The organism is Streptomyces rimosus subsp. rimosus, from assembly GCF_000720725.1.
In the GTDB taxonomy this organism is placed as follows: Bacteria; Actinomycetota; Actinomycetes; order Streptomycetales; family Streptomycetaceae; genus Streptomyces; species Streptomyces rimosus_A.
The window spans coordinates 57,472-74,928 of sequence record NZ_JOCQ01000031.1 but is presented as its reverse complement, the minus strand read 5'-3'; the positions used below and the strand labels follow the sequence as shown (position 1 = coordinate 74,928).

The 17,457-nt window shown below is 74.2% G+C and carries 1 protein-coding gene (only partly in view); it reads right to left on the bottom strand.

Annotated elements, in window-relative coordinates:
- Window positions 1-17,457, bottom strand: the 5' portion of a protein-coding gene (locus IH45_RS01000000143740) for a non-ribosomal peptide synthase/polyketide synthase (RefSeq protein WP_078897630.1). Its footprint begins 7,572 nt before the window's first position; 17,457 of the gene's 25,029 nt are visible here — the first part of the coding sequence; it begins with the start codon at window positions 17,455-17,457; its stop codon lies beyond the left edge, outside the window.

Genomic DNA, 17,457 nt, shown 5'->3' with positions numbered 1-17,457 from the left:
CCGCCACGGGAGCGGGGCCTCGGCGGGAACGATCTGGACCGGCGCGTCCAGGTCCTGCTGCCAGAACGCGGCGCGCAGGTTGGGGTGGCGGTCCAGCAGGGCCCGGGCGGCGTCCTTCAGGGCCGCGGCGTCCAGCGGGCCCCGCAGGTCGAAGACGACCTGGGTGTTGTAGACGTCCACGCCGTCCTCGTCGTACGAGGCGTGGAACAGCAGGCCCTCCTGGAGGGGGGACAGCGGCAGCACGTCCACCGTGCCCGGGCGGGCCTCGGCGATGGTGTCCAACTGGTCCTGTGACAGTCCGGCCAGCGGGACGTCCGAGGGGGTCAGGCCCGCGGAGGCCCCGCCCCGGGCGTGCTCCACGAGGGCGCGCAGCGCGGCGAACCAGCCGTCGGACAGCCGCCGGACATCCTCCTCGGCCAGCACGTCCTTCGCCCACGCCCAGGAGGTGACCAGGCGGGTGCCGTCGGAGCGCTCCTCGGCCGTGGCGTTGATCTCGATGAGGTGCGCGAGGGTGAGCCGGGCCGCGGTGGCGGTGCCGTCCCCGTCGCTCCGGTCCGCCGCGGTGTCCTCCTCGGACACCGGCATCCAGTACGTGTCCGCCTCGGCGCCGCTCTCCACGGCGAACCGGCCCAGGTAGTTGAAGCCGATCTGGGCCTGCGGCAGGGCGGCGAAGACCGGGGAGGTCTGCGGGTTGAGGTGGCGCAGCAGCCCGTAGCCGATGCCGTTGTCGGGGATCTGCCGCAGCTGTTCCTTGACCGTGCGCAGTGCGGCACCGGCCGCCGGGCCCGCCGTCAGGGCCTCGGCGACGTCGATGCCGTCCAGGTCGAGGCGGAGCGGGAAGAGGGTGGTGAACCAGCCGACCGTACGGGACAGTTCCGCGCCGTCGGCGACCTGCTCCTCGCGGCCGTGGCCCTCCAGGTCGACCAGCAGCGCCCCGCCGTCCTGCCGCCAGGCGGCCAGCGCCAGGGCGAGGGCGGTCAGCAGCACGTCGTTGACCGAGGCGTTCAGCGCTGCCGGTACGTCGGTGAGCAGCGGCTCGGTCCAGTCGGCGGGCAGCACGTGGCTGGTCTCGACGGCGGGCGTGCCGTCGGGCACCGGCCCCTGGTGCAGCGGCCGGACGCCGGTCAGCTGCTGTTGCCACATCGGCAGCTCCGCACCGATACGGCCGATGTCCGAGGCGGCCAGCTGGAGTTGCTGGGCCCAGGTACGGAAGGACGTGCCGACCGGCTCCAGCGTGATCGCGCCACCGGTCGCGGTCTGTTCCCAGGCGGCGGCCAGGTCCGGGAGGAGGATGCGCCAGGACACGCCGTCCACCGCCAGGTGGTGGATCACGATCAGCAGTCGTCCGGCGGCCTGCGCGCCGGCGTCGAGCCACACCGCGCGGACCAGCGAGCCCTGTTCGAGGGACAGCTGTTGCTGGGCGGCCTCGGTGTGCTCGTCCAGCAGCCGGGACAGGTGGGCGGGGTCCGCTCCGGACACGTCGATGCGGGTGACGCAGTCCCGCGCCTGGACGCTGCCGCGCGGGGCCACCTCCCACAGCGGGATGCCGGCCACCGTCACCAGCTTCGAGCGCAGCACGTCGTGGTGGTCGAGGACCGCCTGCACGGCCCGGGCGAGCCGGTCCGTGCCCAGCTCCGGCGGCACGCTCACCACCATCGACTGGCTGAACCGCGGGAACCACGCGGCCCCGGTGAACGCCTGCACGATCGGGGTCGCGGGTACGCCCCCGATGCCGGCGCCCGAATCCTCGCTCACCGTCTGCTGCTCCTCGTTCGTCGCTACCGCCGCCAGTGCTTCGACGGTCTTGTGGGTGAACACATCGCGCGGGCTGATCACCAGTCCGGCCTTGCGGGCGCGGCTGACCAGCTGGATGGAGACGATGCTGTCGCCGCCGAGGTCGAAGAAGCTGTCGTCGATCCCCACCTCGGGGACGCCCAGCACCTCCGCGAACACCTCGCACAGGGCCCGCTCCGTCGCGTCGCGCGGCCCCCGTCCCGAGCGGCCCGCTTCGGCTGCGAAGTCCGGGGCGGGCAGCGCGGCGCGGTCGAGCTTGCCGTTGACCGTCAGGGGCAGCTCGGGGAGCGCGACGAACGCGGCGGGCACCATGTGGCGCGGCAGCCGGGCCGCGGTGGCGTCCCGCAGTCCGGCGGACGCGGCGGTGCTGCCGGGGGCCGGCACCACGTAGGCGACCAGCCGCTTGTCGCCGGGGCTGTCCTCGCGCACCACCACGGCCGCCTGCGCGACCTCGGCGAGCTCGCCGAGCACCGCCTCGATCTCGCCGGGCTCGACACGGAAACCACGGATCTTGACCTGGCCGTCCGCCCGGCCGATGAACTCCAGCTCGCTCTGTCCATCCCAGCGGACCAGGTCACCGGTCCGGTACAGCCGGGCTCCCGGCGGCCCGAACGGGTCGGCCACGAAGCGCTGCGCGGTCAGGCCGGGGCGGCCGAGGTAGCCGCGGGCCACCCCGGAGCCGCCCACGTACAGCTCGCCCACGGTGCCGTCGGGCACCAGCCGCAGCGCGTCGTCCAGGACGTACACCCGGGTGTTGGCCACCGGGTGGCCGATCGGCACCCCGCCGTCGGCCGCCAGGGGCGCGCTCATCGTGGCGCAGACCGTGGTCTCCGTGGGCCCGTAGGCGTTGATCAGGGTGTGCTGCCGCGTCCAGCGGGTGACCAGGTCCGGCGCGCAGGCTTCACCGCCGACGATCAGGGTCGTACCCGCCGGGACCCGGTCGGTGCGCAGCTGGGCCAGGACGGCCGGCGGCAGGGTCGCGTGGGTGATGCGCTGCTCGGTCAGCAGCCGCTCCAGCGGCTCGCCCGGGGCGCGCTGCTCCGCGTCGGCGACGACCAGCGTCGCTCCGGTCAGCAGCCCCATGCAGGTCTCCCACACCGAGGCGTCGAAGCTCGCCGAGGCGAACTGGAGCACCCGGCTGCCGGGTCCCGCGGTGAGCCGTTCGGCGTGGGTGGCTGCCAGGCTCGCGAGACCGGTGTGCTGCACGACGACGCCCTTGGGGCGGCCGGTGGAGCCGGAGGTGTAGATGACGTAGGCCGCGTCGGAGGGCCGGGCGGGCGCGCGGCGGTCGGCGTCGGTCAGGTCCGTACCGGCGAGGCCGGCGAGCGCTTCGGTCACCTCCGGCGCGTCCAGGACCAGGCGCGGTACGCCGCCGAGGGCGTGGTCCGTGCCGTCGAGGGCGATGTCCGCGCCGTCGAGCGCGGCGGCCGTGGCGGAGGCGGTCAGCACCAGGTGCGGGCCGCTGTCCTTGAGCAGGTAGGCGATGCGCTCGGCCGGGTAGTCGGGGTCGACGGGCACATAGGCGGCGCCCGCCTTGAGGACCGCGAGCACGGCGACGGCCAGTTCGCTGCCGCGCGGGAGGGCGAGCGCGATGTGGCGGCCCGGTCCGGCGCCCCGGCCGACGAGCAGCCTGGCGAGCCGGTTGGCCCGCGCGTTCAGTTCCCCGTACGTCAGCTCCTCCGCGGAGAAGACGAGGGCCGTGGCGTCCGGCGCCTCCGCTACCCGGGCCTCGAACAGCTCGGGCAGGGTCGCCTCCGGCACCGCGAGTGCGGTGGCGTTGCGCCCGGTCAGCAGGGTGCGGCGCTCGTCGTCGGCGAGCAGCCCGAGCGCGGCCAGGGGGATGTCCGGCGCGTCGGTCATGGCCCGCAGCACCCGCAGCAGGCGCCCGATCAGCGTGCCGACGGCCTGCCGGTCGAGTACGTGCGGCTGGAAGTCCACCCGGAACTCCAGCTCCGCGCCGGGGATCACCGCGACGCTGACCGGGTAGTGGGCGGCGTCCTCGCCGCCCACCGCGGACACCGCGAGGCCCGGTACGGCCTCCTGGAGCGCCGCCCCGTCCAGCGGATAGTTCTCGAACACCATGAGGGTGTCGAACAGCTCGCCCGCGCCCGCCAGGGCCTGCAGCCGGGGCAGCCCGATGTGCTGGTACGGCATGAGCGCGGTGTGCTGCTCCTGGAGCTGCCGCAGCAGGTCGCCGACCGGACGGGACGGGTCGATGTCCACCCGTACCGGCAGGGTGTTGATGAACAGGCCCACCATCGTCTCGACGCCGGGCAGTTCGGCCGGACGCCCGGACACCGTCGAGCCGAAGACCACGTCCCGGCGTCCGGTGTACCAGCCGATCAGCACGGCCCAGGCGCCCTGGACCACGGTGTTGACCGTGACGCCGAGGCGCCGGGCCAGTTCCTCCAGCGCCCCGGTCAGCCCGGTGTCCGCGGTGGCCAGGTACTGGGCGGGCACGGCGGGCGGCTGCTCGTTCCCGGGGGCGAGCAGGCACGCTTCGACGCCGGCAAGCCGCTGCCGCCAGGCGTCCTCGGCCGCGTCCCGGTCCTGCCCGGCGAGCCAGGTCAGGTAGTCCTTGAACGGACGCACCGCGGGCAGCAGATCGGCCCCGGCCGCGTACAGGTCGAAGAGCTCACCGAACAGCAACGGCATCGACCAGCCGTCGAGCAGGATGTGGTGGCTGGTGAACAGCAACCGGTGCCGGTCGGAACCCAGTTGGAGAAGGGTGAACCGCAGCAAGGGCGGCTCGGTGACGTCGAAGCGGCGGGCGCGGTCGGCCTCGGTGAGGGTACGGGCCTCGGCCTCGGGGTCCGGGTGTCCGGTGAGGTCGATCTCCTGCCACGGAACGTCGATTCGGTCGGGAATGAGCTGCACCGGCCGGTCGAGGTCCCGCTGCCAGAAGGCGGCGCGCAGGTTGGCGTGCCGTTCGAGCACGATCCGGGCCGCGTTCCGCAGCCGGTCCCGGTCCAGCTCCCCTTCGATGTCGAGTTCCAGCTGGGTGTTGTAGAGGTCGACACCCTCGCTCTCGTAGAGGGCGTGGAAGAGCAGCCCCTCTTGGAGGGGTGACAGCGGCAGCACGTCGGCGGTGGTGGCGGGCAGCGCCTCCAACTGGTGCTGGGTGAGACCGACCAGCGGTACGTCGGAGGGGGTCAGGCCGCCCGCGCCCGGCTGTCCGGCGTGCTCCACCAAGGCGCGCAGCGCCTCGAAGAACACCTCGCCCAGGCGCTGCACCTCCGGCTCGGACAGCAGCCCGGCCGCCCAGCCCCAGTCGGCCACCAGGACCGGGCCGTCGGCACGGTCCTCGGTGTGCGCGTTGAGTTCGAGGGCGTGCGGCAGCGGCATCGCGTCGTCGGCGCCGCCGCCGATGCCGGTGGATTCGGGGGCGGTGACCCAGTACTGGGGCGCGTCCTGATCGGTGGCAGCGTCGAAGCGTCCGAGGTAGTTGAAGCCGATCTGCGGGGCCGGGGCCGAGGACAGGGCCTCAGCGGTTTCCGGGTTCAGGTGGCGCAGCAGCCCATAGCCGATGCCGTGATCGGGGATGGCCCGCAGCTGCTCCTTTACGCGCTTGAGCGCCACCCCGGCCGCCGCGCCGCCCCGGAAGGCGTCCTCGACGTCAACGCCGTCCAGATCCAGGCTTACGGGGAAGAGACTGGTGAACCAGCCGACCGTACGGGACAGATCCGCGCCCGCGACCAGCTGCTCTTCGCGGCCGTGGCCCTCCAGGTCCAGCACGAGGCCCGAACCGGCACCCCGCCACCGCACCACGGCCAGCGCCAGCGCCGTAAGCAGCACGTCGTTGACGCCCGCCCGGAACGCCGCCGGAACCGTCGTCAGCAGCGGCTCCGCCCACCGGGCCGGCAGCGAGAGCTCCAGCTCCCGGGCGGTGGCGACGGTGTCCCGTGCCGGGTCCAGCGCCCGCGAACCCAAGGGCACACCGGCATCCGTCAACTGTGTCGTCCAGAGCGGCAGTTCAGAGGTGAGGCCAGCCGCAGCCTGCCGCAACCCCCGCGCCCACGTACGGAACGACGTACCGACCGGGTCCAGCACCACCGGCCGGCCGGTCCCCGCCTGCTCCCACGCGCTCTCAAGATCCGGCAGCAGAATGCGCCACGACACCCCGTCCACGGCCAGGTGGTGGACGGCCACCAGAAGACGGCCCGAACGCAGCGGCCCGGCATCGCACCACACGAACCGGACAATGCGGCCGTGGGCCGGGGACAGCCACTGCTGCGCGGCCCGCCCCTGCTCCTCCAGTACGGAGGCCGGAGACGCGCCGTCGGCTTCGGGCACCTCGACGCGGACCACGCAGTCACGGGCCCGGACCGCCCCGCGCGGGACGATCTCCCACACCCGGTCGTCGCCGAGCCGGGAACGCAGCGCGTCGTGCCGGTCCAGGAGCGCCTGTACGGCGGTGAGCAGCCGGTCGTGGCCCAGCTGCGCGGGCACCTCGACCACCATCGACTGGTAGTAGTGCGCGAAGGTGTGCGCCGCCTGTCCCGTCTCGGCCAGGGTCGCGGCGACGATGGGGGTCAGCGGTACCTCGCCCAGGGCCGCGCCCGGGTCCTCGGCACCGGTCTCCGGCACCGGCCGCGCGACGGGGGCCAGCCCTTCGACGGTGCGGTGGGTGAACACCTCGCGCGGGCTGATCACCAGCCCGGCCTTGCGGGCGCGGCTGACCAGCTGGATGGAGACGATGCTGTCGCCGCCGAGGTCGAAGAAGCTGTCGTCGATGCCGACCTCCGGCACCCCCAGCACCTCCGCGAACACCTCGCATAGCACCCGCTCCACCGCATCGCGCGGCGGCTTGCGCACACCCGAGAGCACCGCACCGTAATCCGGCGCCGGGAGCGCCCTGCGGTCGAGCTTGCCGTTCGCCGTCAGGGGGAGGACGGGCAGCGTGACGAAGGCCGCCGGGACCATGTAGTCGGGCAGCACGTCCGCCACCGCCGCGCGTACGGCGGCCAGGTCCGGTTCCGGTGCCGCGGGCACCAGGTAGGCCACCAGCCGCCGGTCCCCGGGGCCCTCCTCGCGGACGGTCACCGCGGCCTGCGCGACCGCGTCCAGGCCCGCCAGGACGGATTCGATCTCGCCGGGCTCGATACGGAACCCGCGGATCTTCACCTGGTCGTCGGCGCGGCCCAGGAACTCCAGGTGGCCGCGTTCCGTCCAGCGCGCCAGGTCGCCCGTACGGTACATACGGGCCCCCGGCCCGCCGAACGGGTCGGCGACGAACCGTCCCGCGGTCAGCCCGGGACGGCGCAGATAGCCGCGGGCCAGGCTCGCGCCCGCGACGTACAGCTCGCCGGTCACCCCCGGCGGCACCGGACGCAGGGCCGCGTCCAGCACGTAGGCGCGGGTGCCGGTGACCGGCCGGCCGATCGAGGGCCAGTCGGACGCGCGCAGTTCGGTGACGACGGAGTCGACCGTCGCCTCGGTCGGGCCGTAGCAGTTGTACGCCGTCACGTCGGGCAGCCCGGCCAGCTCCGCCCACAGCGCCTCGCCCAGGGCCTCGCCGCCCAGGCTGAGCACGGACGGCCGGTGCCGCGGGTCGCGCAGCAGACCGCTGTTGACGACGTGCTGCGCGAAGGTCGGGGTCAGGTCCAGGAAGTCGATCTTCTCGGCGACGACATGGGCGGTCAGGGCCGCCGGGTCGCGCCGTACCTCGTCGTCGATCAGGTGCAGTTCATGGCCGAGGAGCAGCGCCAGCAGCTGGTCCCAGGAGGTGTCGAAGGAGATGGAGGCGGTCAGCGCCAGCCGGAGCGGTCCGCCGCCCGGCGCGGCGAGCAGTCCCCCGCGGTGCGCGTGCAGGAGGTTGGCCACGCTGCGGTGCTCGATGACCACGCCCTTGGGGCGGCCCGTGGAGCCGGAGGTGTAGATGACGTACGCGGGGTGCTCCGGGCGCAGCGGGCGAAGCCGGTCGGTGTCACCCGGGTCGGTGTCCGCGAGCGCGCCGAGCGCGTCGGCCGTGCCGGGGCCGTCGAGCACCACCTGCGGCACGTCCGGCACCAGAGCGCTCGTCTCCCCGGTGACCAAGGCCAGCACCGGCTGCGCGTCTTGGAGCATGTACGTGATGCGGTCCACCGGATAGTCGGTGTCCACCGGCAGGTAGGCCGCGCCGCTCTTGAGTACGGCCAGCAGGCCGACGATCAGGTCCGTGGTCCGCGGCAGGGCGAGCGCCACCACAGTCTCGGGTCCGGCGCCACGCTCGGCCAGGAGCCGGGCCAGGCGGTTGGCGCGGGCGTTCAGCTCGGCGTAGGTGAGCCGCGCCGTACCGTCGGCCGCGGTGTCGCCGGAACCGGCCGGTGCGACCAGGGCGGTGCTGCCGGAGTGCCCGGCCGCTGCGGCCTCGAACAGTTCCCCGACGGTGGCCGCGGACGCCGGTGCCCCGGCACGCGTCCAGTCCGCCAGCCGCCGGGTCTCCTCGTCCGTGAGGATGTCGATGGCGCCGACCGGCCGCCCGGCGTCGGCCGTCATCGCCTCCAGCACCAGCAGCAGCCGCTGGAAGATCAGGTCCAGCTGACCGGCGGTGAACAGATCGGGCCGGTAGTCGACCCGGAACTCCAGCTCGTCGCCGGGCAGTACGGCGATGCTGACCGGGTAGTGCGCCGGGTCCTCCCCGTCCACGTACGACAGGGAGAGGTCACCGGTCGCCTCTTCGAGCGCGGCGGCGTCCAGCGGGTAGTTCTCGAAGACGAGCAGGGTGTCGAAGAGGTCGGGCGCCGGGCCGCCGGTGGTGCCGCCGGCCGCGGCCAGCGACTGGAGCCGGGCCAGGCCCAGGTGCTCGTACGGCATCAGCTCGGCGCTCTGCGCCTGGAGGCGGCGCACCAGGTCCGCGACCGGCTCGGCCGGGTCGATGAGCAGCCGGACGGGCAGGGTGTTGATGAACAGCCCCAGCATGTCCGCCACCCCGTCGATCTCGGCGGGGCGTCCGGAGACGGTGGTGCCGAAGACGACGTCCTGGCGGTGGGTGAGCCGTCCCAGCAGCACCGCCCAGGCGGCCTGCACCAGCGTGTTGGGGGTGACGCCCAGCCGCCGGGCCTGTTCGCCGACCGCCGCCGTGAGTGCGGCCGGGGCGCGGGTGACGTGATGCTCGGGCAGTACGGGCGTCAGCGGGCCCGCCTCGGGCGCGACGAGGCAGGGCTCGGCCCCGGCCAGTGCCGTACGCCACGCCGCTTCGGCGGCCTCGGCGTCCTGCCCGGCCAGCCAGCCCAGGTAGTCGGAGAACGGGCGGACCTGGGGCAGCGCCGAGGCGTCGGCGCGCTTGCCGTACAGCGCGAACAGCTCGCCCACGAGGAGCGGGGTGGACCAGCCGTCGAGCAGGATGTGGTGGCTGGTGAGCAGCAGCCGGTGGTGCTCGGCGGCCAGCTTGAGGACGGTGAAGCGGATCAGCGGCGGGGCGTCCATGGAGAACCGCCGGTGCCGGTCGGCCTCGATGACACGGGCCGCCTCGGCCCCGGCGTCCGGCGCGGTGGTCAGGTCGATGTCCTGCCAGGGGACCTCCGCCTGCCCGAGGACGACGGAGACGGGGTGCTTCAGGTCGCGCTGCACGAAGCCCGCCCGCAGGTTCGGGTGGCGGTCGAGCAGGCCCTGCGCGGCGCGCCGCAGCAGGCCGGTGTCCAGGGCGCCGTGCAGGTCGAACACGAGCTGGGTGTGGTAGATGTCCACGCCCTGCTCGTCGTAGAGGGAGTGGAAGAACATGCCCTCCTGGAGCGGGGACAGCGGCAGCACGTCGACGGTGCCGGGCACCTCGGCGGTGATCGCGTCCAGCTGCCCGGAGGTCAGCCGGACCAGGGGCACGTCGGAGGGCGTCAGACCGCCGGCGCCCGGCTGTTCGGCGTGGGTGACCAGCGCCTTGAGCGCGTCGAACCAGTCCTCGCCGAGCCGGCGCACCGCGGCCTCGGGCAGCAGCCGGGAGGCCCAGCTCCAGTTGACGACCAGGCGCGGCCCCTCGGCGTCGTCCTCCGTGAGCGCGGTGATCTCGACGGTGTGCGGCAGCGGCATCGCGTCGTCGGCGCCGCTGCCCTCCAGGCGGGTGGCCTCGGGCGCGGTGACCCAGAACTGCGGTGCGTCCTGGGCGGAGGGCGCGTCGAAGCGTCCGAGGTAGTTGAAGCCGATCTGCGGGGCGGGGGTCGAGGACAGTACGTCTTCGGTTTCCGGGTTCAGGTGGCGCAGCAGCCCGTAGCCGATGCCGTGATCGGGGATGGCCCGCAGCTGCTCCTTTACGCGCTTGAGCGCCACCCCGGCCGCCGGACCGCCCCGGAAGGCGTCCTCGACGTCAACGCCGTCCAGGTCCAGGCTTACGGGGAAGAGGCTGGTGAACCAGCCGACCGTACGGGACAGGTCCGCGCCCGCGACCACCTGCTCCTCACGCCCATGCCCCTCCAGGTCCAGGACCAGGCCCGAACCGGCACCCCGCCACCGCACCACGGCCAGCGCCAGTGCCGTAAGGAGCACATCGTTGACGCCCGCGCGGAACGCCGCCGGAACCGTCGTCAGCAGCGGCTCCGCCCACCGGGCCGACAGCGAGGTCAGCCACTCCCGCTCGGTGTCGGCGGTGTCCACCGCCGGGTCCAGGGCCCGGTCCCCGAGCAGCGGGTCGGGCAGTGCGGTCTGCCGCTGCCAGAGGCCCAGTTCGGCCGCCACGCGCTCCGGTTCCGCCGCGGCCCGGCGCAGGCCCTGCGCCCACGTACGGAAGGACGTGCCGACCGGGTCCAGGACGACCGGACGGCCGGTCCCCGCCTGCTCCCAGGCGCTCTCAAGGTCCGGCAGCAGGATGCGCCACGACACGGCGTCCACCACGAGGTGGTGGAGGGCGAGCAGCAGCCGCCCGGTCGCCCGGTCCCCGGCATCGAACCAGATCGCCCGGACGGCCCGACCGTCCTCAAGGGAGAACCAGTCGTGGACGGCCGAGGCATGCGTCTCGATGAAGGAGGTCAGGTCCTCGCCCGGGACGCCGGTGATGTCCACCCGCTCCAGGCAGTCGGCGGCCCGTACGGTGCCGCGCTCCCCGACCGTCCAGACCGGGCCGTCCGCGGTGTGCGTCAGCCGCGACCGCAGGACGTCGTGGTGGTCGAGCACCGCCTGGAGGGCGGTGACGAGCCGGTCCTCGCCCGCGTGCGCCGGGATCTCCACCAGCATGGACTGGTGGAACCGCGCCCAGGGCCCGGCCTGGTCGGTGGCCAGCACGATGGGGGTGAGCGGGACCTGGCCCAGGGCCGCGCCCGGGTCCTCGGTCCGGGCCTCCGCCACCGGCTGCGCGACCGGCGCCAGCGCCTCGACGGTGCGGTGGGTGAACACCTCGCGCGGGCTGATCACCAGTCCGGCCTTGCGGGCCCGGCTGACCAGCTGGATGGAGACAATGCTGTCGCCGCCGAGATCGAAGAAGCTGTCGTCGATGCCGACCTCAGGCACCCCCAGCACCTCCGCGAACACCTCGCACAGCGCCCGCTCCACCGCAGTGCGCGGCGGCTTGCGCACACCCGAGAGCACCGCACCGTGATCCGGTTCCGGCAGGGTCTTGCGGTCCACCTTGCCGTTCGCCGTCAGCGGCAGCTCGTCCAGCGCGACGAACGCGGCCGGCACCAGGTAGTCGGGCAGCCGGGAGCGCAGGAAGGCGCGCAGCTCGTCGCCGGTCGGCGTGCCGGGCTCGCGGGGTACGAAATAGGCGGCGAGGGAGGTGCCGGACGGGGACGGCAGCGCCAGTACGGCGGCCTGCGCGACCTCCGGGTGGGCCGCGGCGGCCGTCTCGATCTCGCCCAGTTCGACGCGGAAGCCGCGTACCTTCACCTGGTCGTCGGCCCGGCCCAGGAACTCCAGCTGACCGCGTTCCGTCCAGCGCACCAGGTCGCCCGTACGGTACATACGGCTCCCCGGCCCGCCGAACGGGTCGGCGACGAACCGCCCCGCGGTCAGCCCGGGACGGCCCAGGTAGCCGCGGGCGAGCCCGGCCCCGGCGACGTACAGCTCACCCGGCACGCCCTGGGCGACCAGGTTGAGCGCGGCGTCCAGCACGTACACCCGCGCACCGGCCACCGGGCGGCCGATGGTGAGCCGTCCCTCCGTGGCCAGTTCGGCGAAGGTGGCGTCCACGGTGGTCTCGGTGGGGCCGTAGAAGTTGAAGACGGACAGGCCGTCGCAGTCCGCCAGCCGCTGCCGCAGCGGCTCTCCCAGGGCCTCGCCGCCGAGGACCAGCGTGCCGGGGCGGTGGTCCCGGCCGTCGAAGAGGCCGGTGTCCACGACGTGCCGGGCGAAGGAAGGGGTGAGGTCGAGCAGGTCGATGCGGTGGGCGGTGGCGTAGTCGCGCAGCGCGTGCGGGTCGCGGCGCGTCTCGTCGTCGATCAGGTGCAGTTCGTGCCCCGCCCACATCCACAGCAGCTCGTCCCACGAGCTGTCGAAGCCGACGGCCGCCGTCAGCGCGATCCGGTGGCGCGGGTGCCCGGAGCGGGCCACCAGCGGGCCGAAGAACTCGGCCTGGTGGGCGTGGAAGAGGTTCACCACACTGCGGTGCTCGATGACCACGCCCTTGGGCGTGCCCGTGGAGCCGGAGGTGTGGATGACGTACGCGGGGTGGGCCGGTGCCAGGGGCGCGGTGCGGTCGGTGTCGGTGAGGTCGGAGCCGTCCAGGGCCGCGAGGCGGCGTACGGTGTCCGGCTCGTCGAGTACGAGGTGCGGCAGGCCGCTGCCGGCCAGCGCACCGGCCGTGGCACCGCAGGCCAGTACGGCGACCGGCGTGGTGTCACGGACCAGGAACTCCAGGCGTTCCGCGGGCTGTCCGGCGTCGATCGGCAGGTAGGCGGCGCCGGACTTCAGCACCGCGAGCAGGCCGACGATCAGGTCGGCGGAGCGCGGCAGGTTCAGCGCGACGGTCCGTTCGGGCCCGGCGCCGTGCTCGGCCAGCAGCCTGGCCAGCCGGTTGGCACGGTCGTTCAGCTCCCTGAAGGTCAGCCGGGTGTCCGCGCAGACCACCGCGGTCGCGTCGGGGTCCCGGGTCACCGCGGCTTCGAAGAGGGCGGGCAGCGTTCCGGTGGGCACGGTGCGCGCGGTGCCCTGCCAGTCGCCCAGCAGCACCGCGCGCTCCTGAGGACCGAGCAGGTCGAGTCCGCTGAGCGGCGTGGCGGGCTGCGCGGCAGCATGCGTCAGGATCCGTACGAGGCGGTCGAGCAGCGCGCGGGCGGTGGACTCGTCGTAGAGGTCGGTGGCGTACTCCAGCTCACCGTGCAGGCCCGCGGGGGCGCCGTCCGGACCGTGGGTCTCGGCGAGGCTGACGGTGAGATCGAACTTGGCCACCGTGTTGGCGAGCGGGTACGGGCTCACCTCCAGCCCGGCGAGGTCGGCGCCGGTGTCCCCGGTCGTCTCCCAGGACAGCATGACCTGGAAGAGCGGGTGCCGGGCGGGTGAGCGGACCGGGTCGGCGAGTTCCACCATGCGCTCGAAGGGCAGCTCCTGGTGGGCGAAGGCGGCGAGGTCGGCCTGCCGGACGCGGTCCAGGAGCTCGGTGAAGGCCGGGTCGCCCGAGGTGTCGGTACGCAGCACCAGCGTGTTGACGAAGAACCCGACCGCGTCGTCCAGCGCCTGGTCCGTACGGCCCGCGACGGGGCTGCCGATCGGGATGTCGTCCCCGGCCCCGTGCCGGGACATCAGCCCGGCCAGGGCCGCCTGCACCACCATGAACACACTCGCCCGGCGGCCGCGGGCCAGCTCCGCGAGGGCGGCGTGCAGCTCGGCGCCGAGCGCGATGGGCAGACTGCGGCCCCGGTGCGAGGCGCGGGCGGGCCGCGGCCGGTCGGCCGGCAGCGTGACCTCTTCGGGCAGCGCCCGCAGCGTCGCGTCCCAGTAGTCGGCCTGCCGGGCCAGGGTGCTGTCCGGGTCGTCCTCGGTGCCGAGCGCGGCGAGCTGGGCGAGGGTGTGGTCGGCGTACTGGAGCGGCAGCGGAGTGAAGGCGGGCTGCTCACCCCGTACGCGGGCGGCGTAGGCGGTGGCGAGGTCGGCCGCCAGCGGTTCCAGGGACCAGCCGTCGGCGGCGATGTGGTGCAGCACCACGGCCAGCACGGCCTGCCGCGGGCCGAGCACGCCGAGCCAGGCGCGCAGCGGGGTCTCGGTGGTCAGGTCGAAGCCACGTCCGGTCACCTCCCGCAGCAGCTCCGGCAGCGCTTCCTCGGTGGCCGCCGCGGTCTCCAGGACGGGCGTACGGTCGGTGACCTGCTGGCAGGGCTCGCCGTCGGAGGTCTCGGGGAAGACGGTGCGCAGGATCTCGTGCCGCCGTACGACATCGGCGATCGCGCGGCCCAGCGCCTCCTGGTCCAGGTCGCCGTCGAGCCGCAGCACCCACGGCATGTTGTAGGTGGCGTCGGCGCCGTCGAGGCGGTTGAGGTACCACAGGCGGCGCTGCGCCAGGGAGAGCGGAATGCGCTCGGGCCGGGCGGCCGGTGCCGCGGCGCGGACGGTACGGGTGGCCGCCTCCGTGCAGCGCGGTGCGAGCCGGGCGACGGTCGGGGCCTCGAAGACCGACCGTACGGTGAGTTCCGCGCCCAGCGCGGTGCGGATACGGGCGATGAGCCGGGTGGCGGACAGCGAGTGCCCGCCCAGGTCGAAGAAACTGTCGTCGATGCCCACCTCGGGCACCCCCAGCACCTCCGCGAACACCTCGCACAGCACCCGCTCGGTCGCGTCACGCGGGCCGCGCCCCGAACGGCCCGCGTCCGCCCCATAGTCGGGGACGGGCAGCGCCTTGCGGTCCACCTTGCCGTTGGCGGTCAGCGGCAGCGCGTCCAGCACGACGAAGGCGGCCGGAACCATGTGGTCCGGCAGCCGCTCCCCGGCGGCCGCGCGCAGCTCCGTGACGTCGGGTGCGGGCGAGCCGGGCGCGGGCACCACGTAGGCGACCAGCCGCTGTTCGCCCGGCGCGTCCTCGCGGAGGACGACCGTGACCTGCCCGGCGGCCGGATGGCCCGCCAGTACGGTCTCGATCTCGCCCAGCTCGATGCGGAAGCCGCGCACCTTGACCTGGTCGTCGGCCCGGCCCAGGAACTCCAGCTGCCCCCGCCCGTTCCAGCGCGCCAGGTCCCCCGTGCGGTACATACGGGTGCCCGGGCCGCCGTACGGGTCCGCGACAAAGCGCCCCGCGGTCAGCCCGGCGCGGCGCAGGTAGCCGCGCGCCAGTCCGGCGCCGCCGAGGTAGAGCTCTCCCGCGGTGCCCGGGGGGACCTGCCGCAGCGCGCCGTCCAGTACGTACGCGCGCACGCCCGCCACCGGTCGGCCGACCGCGGGCCAGGCGGCGTCCGCGAGCCGGACGTAGGCGGCGTCGACCGTCGCTTCGGTCGGGCCGTAGAAGTTGTAGACCGCCGTCGGGCCTCCTGCCAGCCGGGACCACAGTGGTTCGGGCAGGGCCTCGCCACCGACGACGAGCACGGCGGGCGGTGCCGTCTCGAACAGCCCCTCGTCCAGGAGGTGCTGGGCGAAGGCGGGCGTGACGTCGAGCAGGTCCAGCCGGTGGGCGCGGGTGTAGCGGTGCAGCGCGGCCGGGTCGCGCCGGGTGTCGTCGTCGATGAGGTGCAGCTCGTGGCCCGCCCACATCCACAGCAGCTCGTCCCAGGAGGTGTCGAACCCGATCGACGCGGTCAGCGCGACCCGGAACCGGCGCCCCGCCGTCACGTCGCCGAAGAACCCGGACCGGTGCGCCGCCAGAAGGTTCAGCACGCTGCGGTGCTCGACGGCGACGCCCTTGGGGGTGCCGGTCGAGCCGGAGGTGTAGATGACGTAGGCGGTGTGGAAGGGGAGGAGGGGGGTGGTGCGGTCGGCGTCGGTGAGGTTGTCCTCGGCTCCGCCCTCCGTACCGGTTTCGGCCGAGCGGTCGAGCAGCAGCGTACGGGGAGCCGCCGCGCCCAGGGTGTGCGCGGTGGCCGAAGTGGCCAGGGCCAGTACGGGCCGGGCGTCGCGCAGCATGTGGGCGACGCGCTCCGCCGGGTGGTCCAGGTCGATGGGCAGGTAACCGGCCCCGGCCTTGAGCACGGCCAGCAGGCCCACCATGAGATCGGCGGTGCGCGGCAGGGCCAGGGCGACCAGGTCGTCCGGACCGGCACCGGCGGCGACCAGGGACCGCGCCAGACGGTTGGCGCGCGCGTTCAGCTCGGCGAAGGTCAGCTCGGTGAAGGGCAGCTCACCGTCGGGACCGGCCAGGGCGATGGCGTCCGGGGTGGCGGCGGTCCGGGCCTCGAAGGCGTCGGCCAGGGTGCGGTACGCGGGCTCGGGCCCGGCCTCCGTCCCGGGCGTCTGCGGCGCAGCCGACTGCCACTGGTCCAGCCGTCCCCGTTCCTCCTCGGTCAGCAGGTCCAGGTCCGCGACCACGTCCGTGTCGGCGGCGCGGACGAAGCCGGTGAGCACGGACCGGAACCGGTCGCGGTGCGCGGCGAGTTCGTCCGCGCCGTACCGCTCGTCGGCCGCCTGGAAGTCGATCTCCAGCCCGGCGCCGTCGCCCCGGTCGCAGATCACCACGGCCAGGTCCTCGATCGGGCCGATCGACAGGTTGTGGGTGCGGGCCGGGGCACCGGCGAAGCTCAGGCCGTAGTCGAAGTTCATGATGTTGACCGTGGGGCCGGTCAACTGCCGCCCCTCGCCGAGCAGGTTGAGGTCGCGGCGGAGGTCCTCGTAGCGGTAGCGCTGGTGCCGCAGCGCCCCGCGCATCTGGTCGGCGGTGTGCCGTACCAGCTCCGAGAGCCGCGTGTCCGGGCGCACCGTGAGCCGCAGCGGCACCTCGTTCGACATCATGCCGGGGGTGCTGCGCACGGTGGGGCCGCTGCGCGCGGCGACCGGCAGGCCGAGCACCACGTCGGTGGCCCCGGACATCCGGTGCAGGTGGACGGCGAGGGCGGCGACCAGGACGGGCTGCCAGGGGGTACGCCGCTGCCGGGCCCCGGCCTTCAGTTCGGCCAGTTCCCCGGCAGGCAGCCGGTCGCGGGAGTGCCGTACGCCTGCTGACCCGGCGGCCGTTGACCCGGCGGCTGTTGCCCCGGCGGCCGGGGCGCCGGCGAGGGTGACCGGTTCGGGCCGGCCGGCGAGCGCCTGCGTCCAGTACTCGCGGTCGGCCTCGTAGCGATCGGAGTCCCGGTACTCCCGGTCGCTGTCGGCCAGCGTACGGAGGGGGCCGAAGGGACTGGCTCCCACCGGATTCCCGGTGACGCGGCCCGTGTAGAGCTCGGCCACGCGCTGGGCGACCAGCGATCCGGTGAAGCCGTCCATCACGAGGTGGTGGTAGCGGTGGAGCCAGATGTGCCGGTCCGGCGCAAGCGTGAGCAGGGCGAAGGTGAACAGCGGCCCGGCGCCCGGGTCGAGGGGCCGCCGGACCTCCGCTTCCAGCCAGGCCCGGGCCGCGGCCCGGGGGTCGGCCTCGGTGCGCAGATCGATCCGCCGCAGGGTGACGGGCACGGACGGCTCGACGGTCTGCACCGGGCCGTCCCCGCCGTCCTCGAAGCGGGCGCGCAGCGCCTCCGCCTCGCCGACCACCTGCCGCAGCGCCGCCTCCAGGGCGTCCGCCTCGACGGCACCGCCGATTTCGAAGTATTCAGCGATGCTGAAGAGCGGATTGGCCGGGTCGAGGTGCTGCGCGTACCAAATTCCCAGCTGGGCGGCGGTCAACGGAAGTCGGGTTGTCCCCAGGGCAGACAT